13 protein-coding genes and 2 pseudogenes are annotated in these 16732 nt (G+C 67.9%); 8 read left to right on the top strand and 7 right to left on the bottom strand.

Features of this window, described 5'->3' with window-relative positions:
* The 5 genes from OX89_RS01205 to OX89_RS01225 all read left to right on the top strand — a co-directional run bounded on the left by OX89_RS01205 (position 1) and on the right by OX89_RS01225 (position 5933).
* Complete coding sequence (locus OX89_RS01205; RefSeq protein WP_041836131.1) at positions 1-1161, top strand: AAA family ATPase; 1161 nt, start codon at positions 1-3, stop codon at positions 1159-1161.
* A 2-nt stretch (positions 1162-1163) separates the two neighbouring features.
* Positions 1164-1766 (top strand): DUF4276 family protein, encoded by a 603-nt coding sequence (locus tag OX89_RS01210; protein ID WP_047349253.1) that lies wholly within the window; start codon positions 1164-1166, stop codon positions 1764-1766.
* Positions 1767-1772: 6 nt separating this feature from the next.
* A complete protein-coding gene (locus OX89_RS01215; RefSeq protein ID WP_011807158.1) occupies positions 1773-4589 on the top strand; it encodes a BPTD_3080 family restriction endonuclease in 2817 nt (938 codons plus the stop codon).
* Between the two features lie 130 nt (positions 4590-4719).
* Complete coding sequence (locus OX89_RS01220; protein WP_047349254.1) at positions 4720-5436, top strand: riboflavin synthase; 717 nt, start codon at positions 4720-4722, stop codon at positions 5434-5436.
* Positions 5433-5933 carry a GNAT family N-acetyltransferase gene (locus tag OX89_RS01225; protein ID WP_047349255.1) on the top strand — a complete coding sequence of 167 codons (501 nt, stop codon included), beginning with the start codon at positions 5433-5435 and terminating at the stop codon, positions 5931-5933. Before OX89_RS01220 ends, OX89_RS01225 begins: the two co-directional genes overlap by 4 nt.
* A gap of 107 nt (positions 5934-6040) precedes the next feature.
* On the opposite strand, the gene OX89_RS01230 is transcribed toward OX89_RS01225, so the two are convergent.
* Together OX89_RS01230 and OX89_RS01235 are read right to left on the bottom strand one after the other, a co-directional pair.
* Positions 6041-7276, bottom strand: a complete 1236-nt coding sequence (locus OX89_RS01230; protein ID WP_234305467.1) for a TonB-dependent receptor domain-containing protein — start codon at positions 7274-7276, stop codon at positions 6041-6043.
* A 101-nt stretch (positions 7277-7377) separates the two neighbouring features.
* The gene (locus OX89_RS01235) at positions 7378-7764 is read right to left on the bottom strand and encodes a hypothetical protein (RefSeq protein ID WP_041836129.1); all 387 of its coding nucleotides are present in this window, start codon (positions 7762-7764) and stop codon (positions 7378-7380) included.
* Positions 7765-7867: 103 nt separating this feature from the next.
* On the opposite strand from OX89_RS01235, the gene OX89_RS01240 reads away from it, so the two are divergent.
* Positions 7868-8353 (top strand): NUDIX hydrolase, encoded by a 486-nt coding sequence (locus tag OX89_RS01240; RefSeq protein WP_047349257.1) that lies wholly within the window; start codon positions 7868-7870, stop codon positions 8351-8353.
* A gap of 141 nt (positions 8354-8494) precedes the next feature.
* On the opposite strand, the gene OX89_RS01245 is transcribed toward OX89_RS01240, so the two are convergent.
* The 4 genes from OX89_RS01245 to OX89_RS01260 all read right to left on the bottom strand — a co-directional run bounded on the left by OX89_RS01245 (position 8495) and on the right by OX89_RS01260 (position 13362).
* The gene (locus OX89_RS01245; protein WP_047349258.1) at positions 8495-9472 is read right to left on the bottom strand and encodes a tripartite tricarboxylate transporter substrate binding protein; all 978 of its coding nucleotides are present in this window, start codon (positions 9470-9472) and stop codon (positions 8495-8497) included.
* A gap of 84 nt (positions 9473-9556) precedes the next feature.
* On the bottom strand, positions 9557-10783 hold the full coding sequence (gene tcuB, locus OX89_RS01250) for a tricarballylate utilization 4Fe-4S protein TcuB (protein WP_047349259.1): 1227 nt from the start codon (positions 10781-10783) through the stop codon (positions 9557-9559).
* A 5-nt stretch (positions 10784-10788) separates the two neighbouring features.
* Positions 10789-12213: an FAD-dependent tricarballylate dehydrogenase TcuA gene (gene tcuA, locus OX89_RS01255; RefSeq protein ID WP_369799231.1), complete on the bottom strand. Its 1425-nt coding sequence runs from the start codon at positions 12211-12213 to the stop codon at positions 10789-10791.
* A gap of 174 nt (positions 12214-12387) precedes the next feature.
* Positions 12388-13362, bottom strand: a complete 975-nt coding sequence (locus OX89_RS01260) for a LysR substrate-binding domain-containing protein (protein WP_047349261.1) — start codon at positions 13360-13362, stop codon at positions 12388-12390.
* A 149-nt stretch (positions 13363-13511) separates the two neighbouring features.
* On the opposite strand from OX89_RS01260, the gene mnmA reads away from it, so the two are divergent.
* Together mnmA and OX89_RS01270 are read left to right on the top strand one after the other, a co-directional pair.
* Entirely contained in the window at positions 13512-14651 is a 1140-nt protein-coding gene (gene mnmA, locus OX89_RS01265; RefSeq protein ID WP_047349262.1) for a tRNA 2-thiouridine(34) synthase MnmA, read from the top strand.
* A 238-nt stretch (positions 14652-14889) separates the two neighbouring features.
* A pseudogene (locus tag OX89_RS01270) lies at positions 14890-16550 on the top strand (L-lactate permease).
* Between the two features lie 107 nt (positions 16551-16657).
* Here the strand turns inward: OX89_RS01270 and OX89_RS19315 are convergent.
* A pseudogene (locus tag OX89_RS19315) lies at positions 16658-16732 on the bottom strand (single-stranded DNA-binding protein); the annotation flags it as partial.

Raw genomic sequence — 16732 nt, forward strand, 5'->3', positions numbered from 1 at the left:
GTGCTGATTTCAAGACTCCAACTGCAAAACTGGCGCAACTTCAAAAAAATCGAGGTGGATTTGCGCGACCGGGTGTTCGTGATTGGGCCGAACGCCTCGGGCAAGTCCAACCTGCTGGATGTGTTCCGGTTTTTGCGCGATGTGGCCAAACCCAAGGGTGGGGGGCTGCAGCGCGCCGTGGAAATGCGCGGCGGCATGACCAAGGTGCGCTGCCTGCTGGCGCGCAGCAACCCGGAGGTGCTGATCGAGGTCGATCTGGCAGAAAAAATAGATACCCCGGCCATCTGGCGCTACTGCCTGGCCTTTCGCAGCGAGGGCAAAGGCAAGCAGCGGGTGGTGGTAAGCAAGGAGCGGGTGGAAGACTTGCGCACGGGCGCCGTGCTGCTCGACCGGCCCCACAACCCGGAAGACCAGGCAGACCGTGAGCGTTTGACGGAAACCAGCCTGGAGCAGGTCAACGCGAACAAGGATTTTCGGGACATTGCGCAGTTTTTTGGCGCACTGACTTATCTGCATCTGGTGCCGCAATTGCTCAAACATGCGGAGCTGGGCGCCAGCGTCTTGCTGGAAGGTGACCCTTTTGGCCAGTCGTTTCTGGAGCGCATTGCCAAAACCCCGGACCGCACCCGCGATGCACGTCTGAAAAAAATCGAATCGGCCCTGCGGGCCTGTGTGCCCAATATGCGCGACCTGAAATTCAGCCGCGACAACGCCACGGGCACGCCCCACCTGGAAGCGCTCTACGAGCATTGGCGGCCCGATGCGGGCTGGCAGCGTGAAGACCAGTTCTCTGATGGCACGCTGCGCCTGCTGGGCATCATGTGGAGCCTGCTCGATGGCGACTCTTTGCTGCTGCTGGAGGAGCCGGAGTTGTCGCTGAACGAGTCGATTGTTCGGCAGATTCCGCCCTTGCTGTGGCAGATGCAGCGCCGGGCAAAGCACCGCCGCCAGGTGTTTGTGACCACCCACAGCGAGGCCCTGCTGGAGCACAGCAGCGTGGACCCGCGCGATGTGCTGCGGCTGGAGCCTTCGGCCGAAGGCACACGCGTTGTGCCTGCCACAGCCCAGGAGCTGGAGTTGGTTGCGGCGGGCTACAACGTGGCCGAGGCCATGGTTCGCAAGGCCCCGCCAAGCCAGATTGAACAGCTTTCCATTTTTTAGCCATGGCCCAACCGCTGGACATCGCCCTGGTGGTGGAAGACGTTTTGAGCCTGGTCCTGATGGAGAAGGTGCTTGCGCATACCGGGCGCGGCTATACGGTGCTGCGGCCTCTGGTGGCGCGCGGGGTGGGCAATATGCGCAAATCGGTGTCCAAGTACCTGAACGCCAGCCGCGCTTTGCCCCACGTCGTCCTGGTGGATCTGGATCAGACGCCGTGCGCCCCGCAGTTGCGCGAACAGTGGGGGGTTGCCACTTTGCCTCGGTCCATGCTGTTTCGGGTGGCAGTGCGTGAGGCAGAGGCTTGGGTGCTGGCCGATCAGGAGGGGTTTGCAAGCTTTGCGGGCATACCGGTCAGCAAAATTTCTCCTGCGCCCGAGTCCTTGGCCGACCCCAAGCAAGAACTGATCAATCTGGTACGGCGCAGCCGCAACAAACGGCTGGTAGCAGAACTGGTGCCAGCGCAAGGCAGTGCGGTTTCGATTGGGCCGCTGTACAACGAGCGCATGCGCCAATTTGTCCATGAGCGCTGGAATGTGGACGCCGCCATGGCGCACGCCCCCAGCCTGGCGCGCACTTTTGATCGCCTGCAAACCTTTTTGAAGTGAAGCGCCTTGACCTCACCCACCTCCCTCATCATCAACTCAGCCTTCACCGAGCCGCAGCAGCACTGGGCCGAGAACCCCGACCGCACACTGAGGCGCGAGCCAGTGCGCCGCCCGGCGGGCTACGAGATCATCGACACGCGCGAGAACACGCGGCGGCAGGTGGCCATCCCGCTGGTGGACACCATCCGCGACCGGGTGCGCCAGTGGCGCGCCGATGGCTGGCCGGGCACCACGGCGGTGACGCTGGCGCTGCTGCAGCACTGGTGGGATGCAGACAAGGTGTCGCGTCGCCAGTACCCGTTCTACTTTTGCCAGCTCGAAGCCATAGAAACGCTGATCTGGCACCTGGAGGCGCTGCCTGAATATCGGCAGGGCATCTTCATCGAGGGCGACGGCGGCGCGTTTGAACGGTTGTGCAACAAGATGGCCACGGGCAGCGGCAAGACTACGGTGATGGCCATGGTCATCACCTGGCAGGTGCTGAACGCGTTGACCTACCCCAAGTCGCCGCGCAAGTATTCCAGCGCCATTTTTCTGGTGGCGCCGGGCCTGACGGTGAAGTCGCGCCTACAGGTGTTGATGCCGGGGCACGAGCAGAACTACTACGACCAGTTTGAGCTGTGCCCTTCCGAGGCGCTGCGGCAAAAGCTCAACCGGGCCAGCATCCTGATCGAAAACTGGCACACCCTGATGCCACTGAAAGAGCAAGAGCGCTCGGTGGTGAAAAAGGGCAAAGAGAGCGACGAGGCTTACACCCGCCGCGTGCTGGGCCCGCTGGCCAACGCCAAGAACCTGGTGGTCATCAACGACGAGGCGCACCATGCCTACCGCAAGCCCGCCGACATCAAGGTGAGCAAGGCCGAGGCCGAGGCGCTGGGCATTGACCTGGACGAGGCCACCCGCTGGGTGGAGGGGCTGGACCGCATCCACAAAACCCGGCGCATTGCGCGCTGCTACGACCTGTCGGCCACGCCCTTTGCGCCCACGGGGCGCAGCAACACCGAGGCGGGGTTGTTCAGCTGGGTGGTGTCGGACTTTGGCTTGAACGATGCCATTGAGGCGGGCTTGGTAAAGACGCCGCGTGTGGTGGTGCGTGACGATGCTCTGCCCAATGCGCAAACGCTGCGCCCCAAGCTCTACCACCTGTACCGCGAGCCCGATGTGGCCGAAGACCTGAACCGCAAGGCCGAAGCCCACGAACCCCTGCCCGCGCTGGTGCAGCAGGCCTACACGCTGCTGGGGGCCGACTGGCGTGCCACGGCGGCCGACTGGGCGGCGCAGGGGCACCTCTCGCCCCCAGTGATGCTGACGGTATGCAACCGCACCGAAACCGCAGCACGGGTGGAGCACTATTTCACCAAGGGCCATGCGCAGTGGGCCGAGCTGCACGATGCTCAGCGCACGCTGCGGGTGGATTCCAAAGTGCTGGAAAAAGCCGAAGTGGGCGAAGCGGCCAGCGCCGACAAAGACTATGACGCGCGCCTGCGCAGCATCGTGCAGGCCGCGCGGATTGAGCCGCAGAGCAAAGAGCGTTGGCTGGCCAGCAGCACCAAAAAAGAAGAAGTGCTGCGCGAGCTGGTGGACACGGTGGGCAAACCTGGCCAGCTGGGGCAAGACCTGCAGAACGTGGTGTCGGTGGCCATGCTGTCGGAGGGCTGGGACGCCAAGACGGTGACGCACATCATGGGGCTACGCGCCTTCACCAGTCAGCTGCTGTGTGAGCAGGTGATTGGCCGGGGCCTGCGCCGCGTGGCCTACGACATCGACCCCACCACGGGCCTGTATGCGCCGGAATTTGTGAACGTGTTTGGCGTGCCGCTGTCGGTGGCTATGCCACCCGGTGGTGATGGGCCCCCGCCGCCACCGCCCAAGCCCAGCGTGCAAATCAAGGCCCTGCCCGAGCGGCAAGTGCATGAGATCAAATGGCCCAACATCCTGCGGGTGGACCAGGTGGTGCGTCCACAGCTGGTCGTGGAGTGGAGCAAGGTGCCGACGCTGACGATTGACCCGGCCAAAGTGGCACTGCACGCGGACATTGCCCCCGCGCTGGGCGGCGCAGCCGACTGGAGCCAGATCACCACCATCGACCTGGAGAAACTGCCCGAGGAGTTTCGGCTACAGCGACTGGTGTTCAAGGCGGCGCAGAAGGCATTTGAGCAGTTGCAAGACCAGTTCAAAGGGCAACGGGAATACTTGCTGTTTCAGTTGGTGCGGCTGGTGGAGACGTTTCTGGCGTCGGGCAAGATCGACATTCCGTCGCTGTTTCATCAAGACCCGCTGCGCCAGCGGATTTTGTTCTCCATGCACATGGATGCCATCGTGCAGCATCTGATGGCCTATGTGATCGAGCAAAACACCTTGCGGCTGGAGGCAGTGTTTGATGGCGAGCGTCCGGTGGGCAGCACGCGCGACATGCGCACCTGGTACACCACGCGCGTAGCCGAGCCCACGCAGCGCAGCCAGATCAGTCACATCGTGGTGGACAGTGGCTGGGAAAAATACGCTGCCAATGTGGCCGAAACGCACCCGGATGTGGCCGCCTGGGTAAAGAACGACCACCTGGGTTTTCACATCCTGTATTTGTGGAACGGCACCAAGCGCAAGTACATCCCTGACTTCTTGGTGCGATTCACATCAGGCAAGACCCTGGTGCTGGAGATCAAGGGCGAAGACTCACCCCAAGACCAAGCTAAACGACAGGCACTGGATCAATGGGTGCAGGCAGTGAATGCGCAAGGCGGCCTGGGCAGTTGGGCGTGGGATGTGGTGGCAGGTAGCGCAGCAGGGTTGCAAGATGTCCTTGCGAAGCACGCTGCGAAGTGATGAATTCGCATCTTCCCCCTGACCGAGCTTTACGCGTCAAAGGGGCCATGCGCAGGCCAGTAGCGGCTGGCAGAATCCCGTCTCTTTCTCCTCGCGGGGCAGGTTGCACTGCCCAAGGAAATCCACGTTTATGTTCACAGGCATCGTCCAAGCCACGGCCACCATCGCCGCCATCGACGACCGCGCCGGCCTGCGCACCTTCACCCTCGAATTCCCCGCTGGCTTCTGCCATCAGCTTGCCATCGGCGCCAGCGTGGCGACGGACGGCGTGTGCCTCACGGTGACCGAGATGCTCTCGCCCACGCGCGCCACGTTCGACGTGATGCTGCAAAGCCTGAACATCACCACGCTGGGCAGCTACGCCGTGGGCGACCGCGTGAACGTGGAGCGCGCCGCCAAGGAGGGCGCCGAGATCGGCGGCCACCCCCTGTCGGGCCACATCGACTTCACCGGGCAACTGGTGCAGCGGCGCGAACTGGACAACAACCTGGTGTGGCGCGTGGCTGTGCCCGAGGCGTTTCGGCGCTACGTGTTCGCCAAGGGCTACATCGCCCTCCACGGCGCCAGCCTCACCGTGGCCGAGGTGGACCGCGCCGAGGGCTGGTTCGAGGTCTGGCTGATCCCCGAGACGCGCCGCGCCACCGTGTTCGAGGACGTGCAGGTGGGCGATCGCCTGAACATCGAGATCGAGCGCAGCACCCAGGTGGTGGTGGACACCGTGCGCGAGGCCGTGCAGGAAAGCCTGGGCCGCCTGGCGCCGGTGCTGGAGGGGCTGCTGAAAGAGAAGGGCCTGTCGCTGGACGACTACCTTCCGCACCCGTCCAGGGCCCTGCCGCCGCAGCGATGACCGGCGCGCCGCGCGCCCTCACGCCGGCTGACCTGCCCGCGTTGCTGGCGGTGCAGCGCGCCTGCTACGGCGACGCCTACGTCGAAAGCGCCGAGGTGTTTGCCCGCCGCCTGGCCAGCCCCGTGAACTGCTCGCTGGTGCTGGAGCATGAGGGGCGCGTGGCCGCCTACCTGGCGGCCTACCACTCGCTGCTGGGCAAGGTCACGCCGCTGCACGGCGACTTCGATGCCGTGCCGGCGCCCGACACCCTGTACCTGCACGACATGGCGGTGCTGCCCGCCTGCGCCGGCCGGGGCCTGGCGCGTGCGTTGCTCACGCGGCTGCTGCCGCGGGCCCGCGCGGCGGGGCTGCGCCACACGGCGCTGGTGTCGGTGCAGGGCTCGCAAGCCTACTGGGCGCGCCAGGGCTATGCCGCGCACTTGGTGCAGGACGCCGCGCAGCGGCGCCACCTGGACAGCTACGGCGCCGGCGCGGTGTACATGGCGCAGGCACTGTAAAAAATGATAGCTGTTAGCGCTTGCCATCAAAGGATTTCAGCATGTTTTGTGCCTGAAATCCCCATTCAGCAAGCGCGACCAGCTATCTTTTTAATTGCCTCCGAAGCCTAGAACTGCAGGTCCGCGCGCAGCCATAGCGTGCGGCCGGGTTCGTTGATGCGCACGCCGCCCGGGTAGCCGAAGCCGGCGTTGCCCGCCAGGTTCAGGTGCTCGGCGTAGTTCTTGTCCAGCAGGTTGTCCACCCCTGCGGCAAGCTTCAGCTGCGCGTTGATGCGGTAGCCCGCGTGCAGCGACAGCACGCCGAAGCCGGCGCTTGCGCCCAGGTCGCGGCCCACCACGTTGCCCTGGCCGTTGGCATGGCGGTGCTGCGCGGCCACCAGGCGCCACAAGCCGCCGGCGCTCCACGGGCCCTGGGCGTATTCCAGGCCCAGGCGCGCCTCCAGCGGCGGCATCTGCGGCAGCGGGCGGCCTTCACTGGTGTTGCGGCCCCAGCTGTAGGCCAGCGTGCCCTGCGCCGTCCACGCCGTGCCCAGGCGCTGGCTGGCGCCCAGCTCCAGCCCGGCGGTGCGCGCGTCGACGTTGCGCACGGCCGATTTCATGCCGGTGTAGTCGAACAGGATGTAGTCGCGCACCACGCCCACATAGGCCGAGGTCCACAGCTGCCAGTCCGCGCCCTTCCACTGCGCGCCCATGTCCAGCTGCGTGGTCTTCTCGGGGCGCAGCGTGGCGAAGGCGTTGCCGGCGCTGGCCGCGCTGTTGCCGGGGGAGATCAGCTCCCAGTAGTCCGGAAAGCGCTGCACGTGCCCCAGGCCCGCGTAGACCAGCGCGCCCTGCGGCGCCAGCGTGCGTTCCCAGCGCACGAAGCCGCTGGGCATGGCCGAGCGCGTGCGGTGGTCCGCGCCGGCCGCCGGGGCCATGCCGCCCATGCCGCTCGGGGCAGGGTAGCGCCAAGCCTCGGCGCGGTCCAGGCGCAGGCCGCCCACCCAGCGCGTGTCGGCCTGGGCCTGCCATGACAGCTCGGCAAATGCGCCCAGGTTCTCGAACTTGGCGTCGCGCATCCAGGGCTTGCTGTCGTAGGGCACGCTGGGCGTGCCGCTGCGCTTGTCGTGCGGGCTGCGCTGTGCGTCCAGGCCGGTCTCCAGCTGCCAGTCGGGCTGCCACTGCAGCGTGACGACCACGTCGCGCAGCGTGTGCTCGGGGGCCGCGGCCGCGTTGTTCACGGCGTCGCTCGCGGCCAGGGCCGGGCCGGCCAGCAGCAGCGCGCAGGCCAGCGCGCAGGGGGTGAGGTGCGAGGACAGGGGTGCGCACCGCAAGGCAGGCGCGCGGAAGGAATATGCAGTCATGAGAAATCCACGCCCGGCGCTGCTCGGCCGCGGGGGCGGCAGATCAGCGCGCAGGCAAACAACGGAAGGCGCCAGCCCCATGGGCCGGCGGGTGGTTGCAGTCAGGCGTGGGTGGAAGGCGGGCCGCGCGGGGGCAGCGGCGCCTGGGCGCGCCAGGCCGCCACGGCCGGCGCGCGGCTGCGCTGTGCGGGGTGCACGTGCGGGGCGGGCGGGCGCAGGGCGGCCAGCGTCAGCGCCGGCGGTGTGGCCAGGGCAATGCACAGCAGGCAGCCGGGGTCGGCATGGTGGCTGTCGTGCGCAGCCGGGTCGGCGTGCGGCGCGGGGCCACCCGCGGGTGCGGCGAAGCAGACGTCCAGGTGCGCCAGGTCGACTGCCGGCAGCGCCTGGCGCACCTGCACGTTGGCCCACAGCGCCACCAGCCACGCACACACGAACACCGCGAGGACCGCGGAGCCCAGGCGTCGGTGGTGGCGAATGCGCTGCAGCATGGGGTGGGGATTATCCCGAGCGCTGCGCGTTCGGGGCGCGCCGGAACTTGACCCAGCGCAAGCCGTCAGAAAGTGTCCACATGCGCTGGTGATAATCGCGGCTATGCCAAACCGCTGGAAACCCAACGTCACCGTGGCCGCCATCGTCGAGCGCGAGGGCCGCTTTCTGTTCGTCGAGGAAGACACGGCCGACGGGCTGCGGCTGAACAACCCCGCGGGCCACCTGGACCCGGGAGAGTCGCCCATCCAGGCCTGCGTGCGCGAGGTGCTGGAGGAGACGGCCTACGACTTCGAGCCCACGGCGCTGGTGGGCGTGTACCTGAACCGCTTCACGCGCACGCGCACGGGGGACGACATCACCTACCTGCGCTTTGCGTTTGCGGGCAATGTGGGCGCGCACCACGCCTGGCGGTCGCTGGACGACGGCATCCTGCGCGCCGTGTGGCTCACCCCCGAGGAGCTGCGCAGCTGCAGCGCGCGCCACCGCAGCCCGCTGGTGCTGCAGTGCGTCGAGGATTACCTGGCCGGCCGGCGCGCGCCGCTGGACTTGATCCACACCGACGCCAGCGTGCTGCGGACGCCGGGCTGAGGATCAGGGCGCTGGGCTTGGCTCGCAGCGCCAGCCAAGCCAGCAGACGCCGTGGCGCGGGCTTGGCACGGTCACTGGCCGTCGCCCCTCCTTTTCGCAAAGCGAGAGCAGGGGGATGCGGCGCAGCTGCTCATGGGGAGGTCACTGCGCGGTGATCTTGCGCTCGCGCACGATGGCGCCCCACTGCTCGTATTCCTTCTTCATGAAGGCGGTGAACTCGGCGCGCGTGGTGGGGTGGGGCGACAGGCCGTGCTTGTTCAGGGCCTCCTTCACGCCGGCGTCGTTGAGCGCCTTCACGATCTCCTTGTTCCAGCGCTCCAGCAGCGGCGCGGGCGTCTTGCCCGAGGCCACGAAGGCATACCAGTTCAGTGCCTGAAAGCCCGGGAAGCCCGACTCCGCCACCGTGGGGATGTTCGGCAGGTAGGCCGGGCGCGTCAGGCCCGTGGTGGCCAGCGGGATCAGCTTGCCCGCCTCCACGTGCGGCATGGCGGTGGGCGGCGCGGCGAAGTAGCTGGTCACGCGCTCGCCCAGCAGGTCCTGCAGCGCGGGGGCGCCGCCCTTGTAGGGCACGTGGACCATGTCGATGCCGGCACGCTGGTTGAACAGCTCGCCCGCCAGGTGCGAGGCCGAGCCCGCGCCGGTGGAGGCGTAATCCACGCTGCCGGGCTTGGCCTTGGACAGTTGCACGAACTCGGCCAGGGTCTTCACGCCCGCGCCCTTGTGCACCACCAGCACGTTGGGGAAGTACACCCCGCCCGAGATCGGCGCCAGGTCCTTGAACGGGTCGTAGGGCAGCTTCATGAGGTGCGGCGCGATGGTCAGCGGACCCACCGAGCCGAACAGCAGCACCGTGCCATCCGATGCGCCCGCGGCCACCTGCTGGTGGGCGATGTTGCCGCCCGCGCCGCCCTTGTTCTCCACCACCACGGACTGGCCGATGTTCTCGGCCAGCTTCTTGGCGATCAGGCGGGCCGCCGCGTCGGCTGCGCCCCCGGGCGCAAAGCCCACGACCAGCGTGACCGGCTTGGCCGGCGGAAAGTCCTGCGCCAGTGCCGGGCCGGCCCAGGCGACGGAGGTGAGGGCCACGGCGGCGGCCTGGATCAGGGTGCGTTTTTTCATGGCGAGGCTCCTTTAGTCGTTGTAAGTCAAATGTTGCTCTAGCGCTTATCCATCAAGCGCTAACAGCTATGGTTTTAGAAGCAATCAATCGCTGCCCAGCCCGATAGGGTTGGGCTGGCGCTTTTCGGTGGTGTGGCGCAGCAGCGCGGCGGTGCGGAACACGCCGTGGGCGAACTTGCCGTAGGGCAGCGTGGCAAAGAGGGCCATCACCGCGCCCAGGTGCAGGCACAGCACCAGGGCCAGCGCGGGCGCGGCCGACGGGGTGATGCGCACCAGCCACAGCGCCAGGCCGCTTGCGGCCACCAGGAACAGCAGGGCGATGAAGCCCAGGTCCATGGGCTTTTGCGCGGCGTCGCCGTGTGCGGGGTGGCGCGTGCGGTTCAGGTACCACAGGCCGATCGTGCCCAGCACCAGCATCACGCCGCCCGCCACGCCCAGCAGTTTGGGAATGCTGGGTGCCTCGTAGGGCGCCGGCCAGCCGAAAACGTAGTGGTACACCGTGGCCAGCGAGGTCGCGGCAAAGCACAGCAGGAAGCCGTAGAACGTGAGGTGGTGCGCGCGGCGGCGCTTGAGGGTGTAGGCGTCGTCCTCGTTGTGGCAGCCGTCGCCATGGCCGCCGTCCAGGTACTTCAGGCGCAGCACGTCGTGCGCGGCCTCGGTGGCGGCGGGGGCGCTCACGTCGGCGCCGCTGGTGGCGGGCTTCACGTCCTTCCAGAAGCGGCGCACGCCCATGGACAAGGCCAACACCACGAACAGGAACACCGGCGCGAACAGGCCCACCAGCAGGTTGTGCGGGAACAGGCGGTAGAAGTTGCCGCCCAGGTCCGCGCCCCACAGCGCGCCGAGCCCGCCGCCCTGCAGCGCGGCGCCCAGCACCAGGAACAGCGTGAGCGCGACCACGAGGGCCAGCGACAGCGTGAGGCCGTTGCGGCGGTACAGCCGGCCCAGCGCGGGCGGCCAGGCGTAGTCGGCGTAGGTCTGGCCGCGCACCTGGGCCATGGCCTGCGGGATGTTCACGGCGAATTCGTGCGGCGGCGCGTACTGGCACGCGTGCAGGCAGGCGCCGCAGTTGTGGCACAGGTTGGCCAGGTAGTGCACGTCGGCCTGGGTGAAGTCCAGGCGGCGCGTCATGGCCGGGAACACGGCGCAAAAGCCCTCGCAGTAGCGGCAGGCGTTGCAGATCTGCATCTGCCGCGCCACCTCGGTCTCGGCGGCGCTCTGCGCCGGCGCGGGCACGATGGGAATCACGCGGGCGGGCCCGCCCTGGGCCAGGCCTATCGCTTCGTCGGTCAGGGATTTCAGGGTTTGCATGGTGTTCAGCCCTCGTCGTTCACCGCGCCGTGCGCGGCAGCCTGGCCCGCGGCGGCCAGCGCGGCGTTGCGCCCGGCGATGCGACCGAAGGCCGTACCGATCGACATGCCCACGCCCGCGGTGTAGCCCTTGCCCAGCACGTTGCCGGCCATCATTTCGCCCGCCACGAACAGGTTGCGGCTGGGTTGGTCGGCGAAGCGCACGGCGGCGGTGTCGTCGGTGTGCAGGCCCAGGTAGGTGAAGGTGACGCCGGGCTTGAGCGCGTAGCCGTAGAACGGCGCGGTGTCGATGGGCCGCGCCCAGTGGGTCTTGGCGGGCGCCACGCCCTCGGTATGGCAGTCGTCCAGCGTGGTGTGGTCGAACTGGCCCACGCGGCAGGCGGCGTTGTAGACGTTCAGCGTCTGCATGAAGGTCTCTATGGGCAGGCCGAGCTTTTCGGCCAGCGCGGGCAGGCTGTCCGCCTTCACCCCGGGGAATACCGGCGGCATGAAACGGCCGATGGCCTTGCTGTCGATGATGGAGTAGCCAATCTGCCCCGGCTGCTGCGCCACCAGGCGCCCCCAGATGGCATAGCGCTTGGGCCAGAAGTCCTCGCCCTCGTCGTAGAAGCGCTCGCCCTCGCGGTTGACCACCACGCCCAGCGACACGCAGTCGATGCGCGTGCAGATGCCGCCGTCGTACAGCGGCGCGCGTGCGTCGATGGCCACCATGTGCGCCTGCGTGGGGTCGCCGATGCGGTCGGCGCCGTGGTCGTCGAGCAGGTGCTTCAGCAGCACGCCGCGGTTGTAGGCCGTGCCACGGATCAGGAAGTTGTCGGCGGGCCACTCGCCGCGCGCGTTCTGGCCCCAGGCCTCGCGCAGCCACTCGCGGTTGGACTCGAAGCCGCCGGCGGCCAGCACGCAGCTCTTGGCGGTGATGCGCTGGCCCTTCACCCAGGCGGCCTGGAAGGTGCTGTTCTCGATCTCGATGCGCTCCACGGCCGATTCGTAGCGCACCTGCACGCCCAGCGCCTCGGCGCTGCGGTAGTAGGCATTCACCAGCGCCTTGCCGCCGCCCATGAAGAAGGCATTGGTGCGCGCCACGTGCAGCGTGCCGGCCAGCGCGGGCTGGAAGTGCACGCCGTGGCGGCGCATCCAGGGGCGGCAGGTGCTGGACGCGCGGATCACCAGGCGCGCCAGGTGCTCGTTGGTCTGGCCGCCGGTCACCTTCAGCAGGTCCTGCCAGTACTCTTCTTCAGGGTAGGCATCGACCAGCACGTCCTGCGGCGCGTCGTGCATGCAGCGCAGGTTGCGGGTGTGGGCGGAGTTGCCGCCGCGCCAGGCGCGCGGGGCCGATTCCAGCAGCAGCACGCGGCTGCCGGCCTCGCGGGCCATCAGCGCGGCGCACAGGGCGGCGTTGCCGCCGCCGATGACCAGGACATCGGTGTCCATCGGGGGAGATTGCATAGGTTTCGCTCGTGGAGGCGCACCCGGTAGGGGCGAGGGGCGCAGCAGTCGAGCGTGGACTTTAGGCAGCGGCCCGCCTGCCGTGCAGCCGCGGGCGGGTATGGGGGTATCACGAACGGTGATGGCTGCGCGCCCGGGCGCGACGCCCGAAAGCAGCCGCTACGGGGCGGGAACCCCTGCCGGTGCCTGCGCCAGCAGTGAGGTGCCGATCCAGCGGCCCTCGGTGACCAGACCGCGGGCACAGTCCAGCAGCACCACGCGCGCAGCCAGTGCGGCGGGGGACAGCTCTTCGTCCGGCAGGCTGCACAGCAGGTTCACGCGCCGCGCCGGCGCGCCCGTGAGGCGCGCGCACTGAAAGCGCGTGGCCGCGTCCGGGTAGCGGCCCAGCGCCGCCCAGGGCTGCAGCGTGGAGCCCAGGCCGGCGTCCACGGCGGCCATCAACATGGCCAGCGAGTCCACCTCCAGCACCACATGCGGGGCGATGCCCGCGCTGGCAAAGGCCGTGTCCAGCGTGCTGCGCAGGCCGTGCGGGCCGGTGGGCAGGATCAGCGGCTCCTCGCGCAGCTCAGTGATCGCCACCTCGGCGGCCAGGCGCGGGGCGGCGGCGCCGCGCATCAGGAACAGGTCTTCCTCCAGCAGCGGCTGGATTTGCCAGCGCTGGGTGCGTCCGGCCAGCTGCGCCTGGTGCAGGCGCGAGTCGAACAGCACGGCCAGGTCCAGCTCGCGCGCATGCAGCATGGCCGAGAGGTGGCCCGACATGCCCTCCACCATGTGCAGCCGCACGTCGGGGTAGCGCGCGCGCATGGCCTGCATCAGCGGCAGCCCCAGCAGCGCCGAGGTGGTGGGCGCCAGGCCGACGGTGACGGTGCCCGACAGCCGCGCCTGCTGGGCGGCGCGCACGGCCTGCTCGGCATGGCGCAGGGTGAGCTGCGCCTCGCGAAAGAACGCAGCCCCGGCCTCGGTGGGGGCCACGCCGCGCGGCGTGCGGTGCAGCAGGCGCGTGGCCAGCTCGCCCTCCAGCCGCGTGATCTGCTGGCTCAGTGCGGACTGCACCAGGTTCAGATCGAGCGCGGCGCGGCTCATGGAGCCCAGCTCCACCACCCGCACGAAATATCGCAATTGCCGCAGTTCCATCGTCTCCAACACCCGGTTGACCCCAGGCGCCGCCCGGCCGGGGTGGGCTGGGATAATCGCACACCTATGAAACATGCCCCCCACGCTCCTCACTTCGTGTGGTCGCTGCCCCCCAGAGGGGCCGCTTTTCCTCTTGGGGCGGCCCGGCGATGAAAAAACACCGGGTCGTGGTGGGCCTGTCGGGGGGCGTGGACTCCGCCGTCACGGCGCACCTTCTCAAGCAGCAGGGCCACGAGGTGGTCGGCATCTTCATGAAGAACTGGGAAGATGACGACGACAGCGAGTTCTGCTCCAGCCGCCAGGACTTCCTGGACGCGGCCAGCGTGGCCGACGTGATCGGCATCGAGATCGAGCACGTCAACTTTGCCGCCGAGTACAAGGACCGGGTGTTCGCCGAGTTCCTGCGCGAATACCAGGCCGGCCGCACGCCCAACCCGGACGTACTGTGCAATGCCGAGATCAAGTTCAAGGCCTTCCTGGACCACGCCATGCGCCTGGGCGCCGAGAAGATCGCTACCGGCCACTACGCGCGCGTGCGTCAGAACCCGGCCACGGGCCTGTTCGAGCTGCTCAAGGGGTTGGACCCGTCCAAGGACCAGAGCTACTTTCTGCACCGCCTGAACCAGGCGCAGCTGTCCAAGACGCTGTTCCCCGTGGGCGAGCTGCACAAGACCGAGGTGCGCCGCATCGCTGCCGACATCGGCCTGCCCAACGCCAAGAAGAAGGACTCCACCGGCATCTGCTTCATCGGCGAGCGACCGTTCCGCGAGTTCCTCAACCGCTACATCCAGCATGCACCCGGCCCCATCCTGGACGACCGCGGGCGCAAGCTGGGCCGCCACGTAGGCCTGTCGTTCTACACGCTGGGCCAGCGGCAGGGCTTGGGGATCGGCGGTGTCAAGGAAAAAGGCGCCGGGGCGAAAGCACCGTCTGGCCAGCCGGTGCGCGGCGGCGGCGACCATGCGCCCTGGTTCGTGGCCCGCAAGGAGCTGGAGACGAACACCCTGCGCGTGGTGCAGGGCCACGAGCACCCGTGGCTGCTGTCGCACCGCCTGGATGCGCAGGACGCGAGCTGGATTGCCGGCCATCCGCCCGCAGCAGGCGCCTGCGCCGCCAAGACGCGCTACCGCCAGCAGGACGCCGCCTGCACGGTGCTGGCCGCACAGGGCGACGCCTTCAGCCTGCACTTCCCTGAGGCGCAGTGGGCCGTGACGCCGGGCCAGTCGGCCGTGCTGTACGACGGTGAGGTGTGCCTGGGCGGTGGGGTGATTGCGGCCGTGAACGGCTGAAAGCCCGCCCAGGGGGGCGTAGGCGGCATCAGGGGATACCCGAATAGCCGGGATGCCGGACCTGCGTCCCTGCTATGGTGTGAAATTGCTTCAGCACCGGTCTCCGGTTTTTTCACGCTGCGTCGCGGGCGGTCTTTCTACAGTCTCGTCCGCGCCGCTCCAGCCGGTTGACCTCCGGTACTGGGCGTGCGAGGCATTTCTCCTTCCAAAACCGGGACAACAACAGGGGGCACAGGCTATGGTCTGGCAACAAATCTACGACCCACTGGGCAATATGGTCATCTCCACCGCACTGGCCGCGCTGCCAGTGGTGGTCATGCTCGTGGCCTTGGGCTTTTTCCACATCAAGGCGCATATCGCGGCAGGCATGGGCCTGATCACGGCGCTGCTCGTGGCGGTCTTCGTCTACGGCATGCCGGGCGACATGGCCGGCCGTGCGGCGCTGTTCGGTGGTTTCACCGGCCTGCTGCCCATCGGCTGGATCGTGCTGAACATCATCTTCCTGCACCAGCTCACGAGCAGAACGGCAGCTTCGCCGTGCTGCAGGACTCGCTGTCGGGCATCACGGAAGACCGCCGCATCCAGCTCTTGCTGATCGCCTTTTGCTTCGGCGCGTTCTTTGAAGGCGCGGCCGGCTTCGGCACCCCCGTGGCGGTGACGGCCGCCATCCTGATCGGCCTGGGCTTCTCGCCGCTGGCGGCCTCGGGCCTGTCGCTGATCGCCAATACGGCGCCGGTGGCCTTTGGCGCCCTGGGCACGCCGGTGATCACGCTGGCCAAGGTGCACGGCTACGACCTGATGGAGGTGACGGCCATGATCGGCCGCCAGTTGCCCTTCTTCTCGCTGCTGGTGCCGTTCTGGCTGATCTGGGCCTTCGCCGGCCGCAAGGGCATGATGGAAATCTGGCCGGCCATCCTGGTGACGGGCGTGTCCTTCGCCATTCCGCAGTTCCTGGTGTCCAACTACATCGGGCCGGAACTGGTGGACATCATCGCCGCTATCGTCTCCATGGTCTGCCTGGTGGCCTTCCTGCGCGTGTGGAAGCCCAAGACGGTGTGGACGTCGCCCTCGCTGCGCGGGCATGACCCCAGCGCCGCAGAGGCCAAGCCGCCGCAGCCGGTCAAGCGCCACAGCACCCAGGCGCTGGTGGCCGCCTGGACCCCCTGGGTCATCCTGTCGGTGTTCGTGTTCATCTGGGGCCTGCCCTCGGTCAAGGCCTGGCTCAATGGCATCTTCGCGCCGGCCTTCCCCATGGCCGGGCTGCACAACCTGATCGAGAAGGTGCCGCCCGTGGTGCCCGCGCCGCACAAGGAGGCCGCCGTCTACACGCTGAACCTGCTGTCGGCCACCGGCACGGGCATCCTGCTGTCGGCCGTGGTGAGCGCGCTGGTCATGAAGTACAACCCGGTGGCCATCGTCACCACGTTCTTCCGCACCTTCTGGCTGGTGCGCTACTCGCTGCTCACCATCGTGCTGATGTTGGCGCTGGGCACGCTCACGCGCTATTCGGGCACCGACACCACGCTGGGCCTGGCTTTTGCCAACACCGGCGTGCTGTACCCGTTCTTCGGCACGCTCATGGGCTGGATCGGCGTGGCGCTCACGGGATCGGACACGGCCTCCAACGTGCTCTTCGGCGGCATGCAGAAGGTGGCAGCCGAGCAGCTGGGCCTGTCGCCCAACCTGATGGGCGCAGCCAACAGCTCGGGCGGCGTGATGGGCAAGATGATCGACGCGCAGTCCATCGTCGTGGCCTCCACCGCCACCCGCTGGTTCGACCACGAGGGCGACATCCTGCGCTACGTGTTCTTCCACTCCATCGCGCTGGCCTGCCTGGTGGGCCTGTACGTGACGATGCAGGCCTATGTCTGGCCGTTCTCCCTCATGGTGGTGCACTGATTTGAGTGTTTTTGGGCTGCAGCGCTTGTCCATCCAGCGCGAGCAGCTATCACTGCAATAGCAAACGGGCGCCCTGGGGCGCCCGTTGTGCTTGGTGCGAGGCCGAATCAGAACGGAATGTCGTCGTCCATGTCGTCAAAGCCCGATGCGGCGCGCGGCGGCTGTGCCACGGGCGCGGGGGC

Source organism: Diaphorobacter sp. J5-51 (assembly GCF_001023515.1).
GTDB lineage: Bacteria > Pseudomonadota > Gammaproteobacteria > Burkholderiales > Burkholderiaceae_C > Diaphorobacter > Diaphorobacter nitroreducens.

What these genes read in the sequence shown, in the direction of transcription:
- OX89_RS01225 (WP_047349255.1), top strand. Translation starts at nt 5,433, where the DNA reads ATGACCGGCGCGCCGCGCGCCCTCACGCCGGCTGACCTGCCCGCGTTG.
- OX89_RS01260 (WP_047349261.1), bottom strand. Translation starts at nt 13,362, where the DNA reads ATGGAACTGCGGCAATTGCGATATTTCGTGCGGGTGGTGGAGCTGGGC.
- tcuB (WP_047349259.1), bottom strand. Translation starts at nt 10,783, where the DNA reads ATGCAAACCCTGAAATCCCTGACCGACGAAGCGATAGGCCTGGCCCAG.
- tcuA (WP_369799231.1), bottom strand. Translation starts at nt 12,213, where the DNA reads ATGGACACCGATGTCCTGGTCATCGGCGGCGGCAACGCCGCCCTGTGC.
- OX89_RS01235 (WP_041836129.1), bottom strand. Translation starts at nt 7,764, where the DNA reads ATGCTGCAGCGCATTCGCCACCACCGACGCCTGGGCTCCGCGGTCCTC.
- OX89_RS01220 (WP_047349254.1), top strand. Translation starts at nt 4,720, where the DNA reads ATGTTCACAGGCATCGTCCAAGCCACGGCCACCATCGCCGCCATCGAC.
- OX89_RS01210 (WP_047349253.1), top strand. Translation starts at nt 1,164, where the DNA reads ATGGCCCAACCGCTGGACATCGCCCTGGTGGTGGAAGACGTTTTGAGC.
- OX89_RS01240 (WP_047349257.1), top strand. Translation starts at nt 7,868, where the DNA reads ATGCCAAACCGCTGGAAACCCAACGTCACCGTGGCCGCCATCGTCGAG.
- OX89_RS01230 (WP_234305467.1), bottom strand. Translation starts at nt 7,276, where the DNA reads ATGACTGCATATTCCTTCCGCGCGCCTGCCTTGCGGTGCGCACCCCTG.
- OX89_RS01245 (WP_047349258.1), bottom strand. Translation starts at nt 9,472, where the DNA reads ATGAAAAAACGCACCCTGATCCAGGCCGCCGCCGTGGCCCTCACCTCC.
- mnmA (WP_047349262.1), top strand. Translation starts at nt 13,512, where the DNA reads ATGAAAAAACACCGGGTCGTGGTGGGCCTGTCGGGGGGCGTGGACTCC.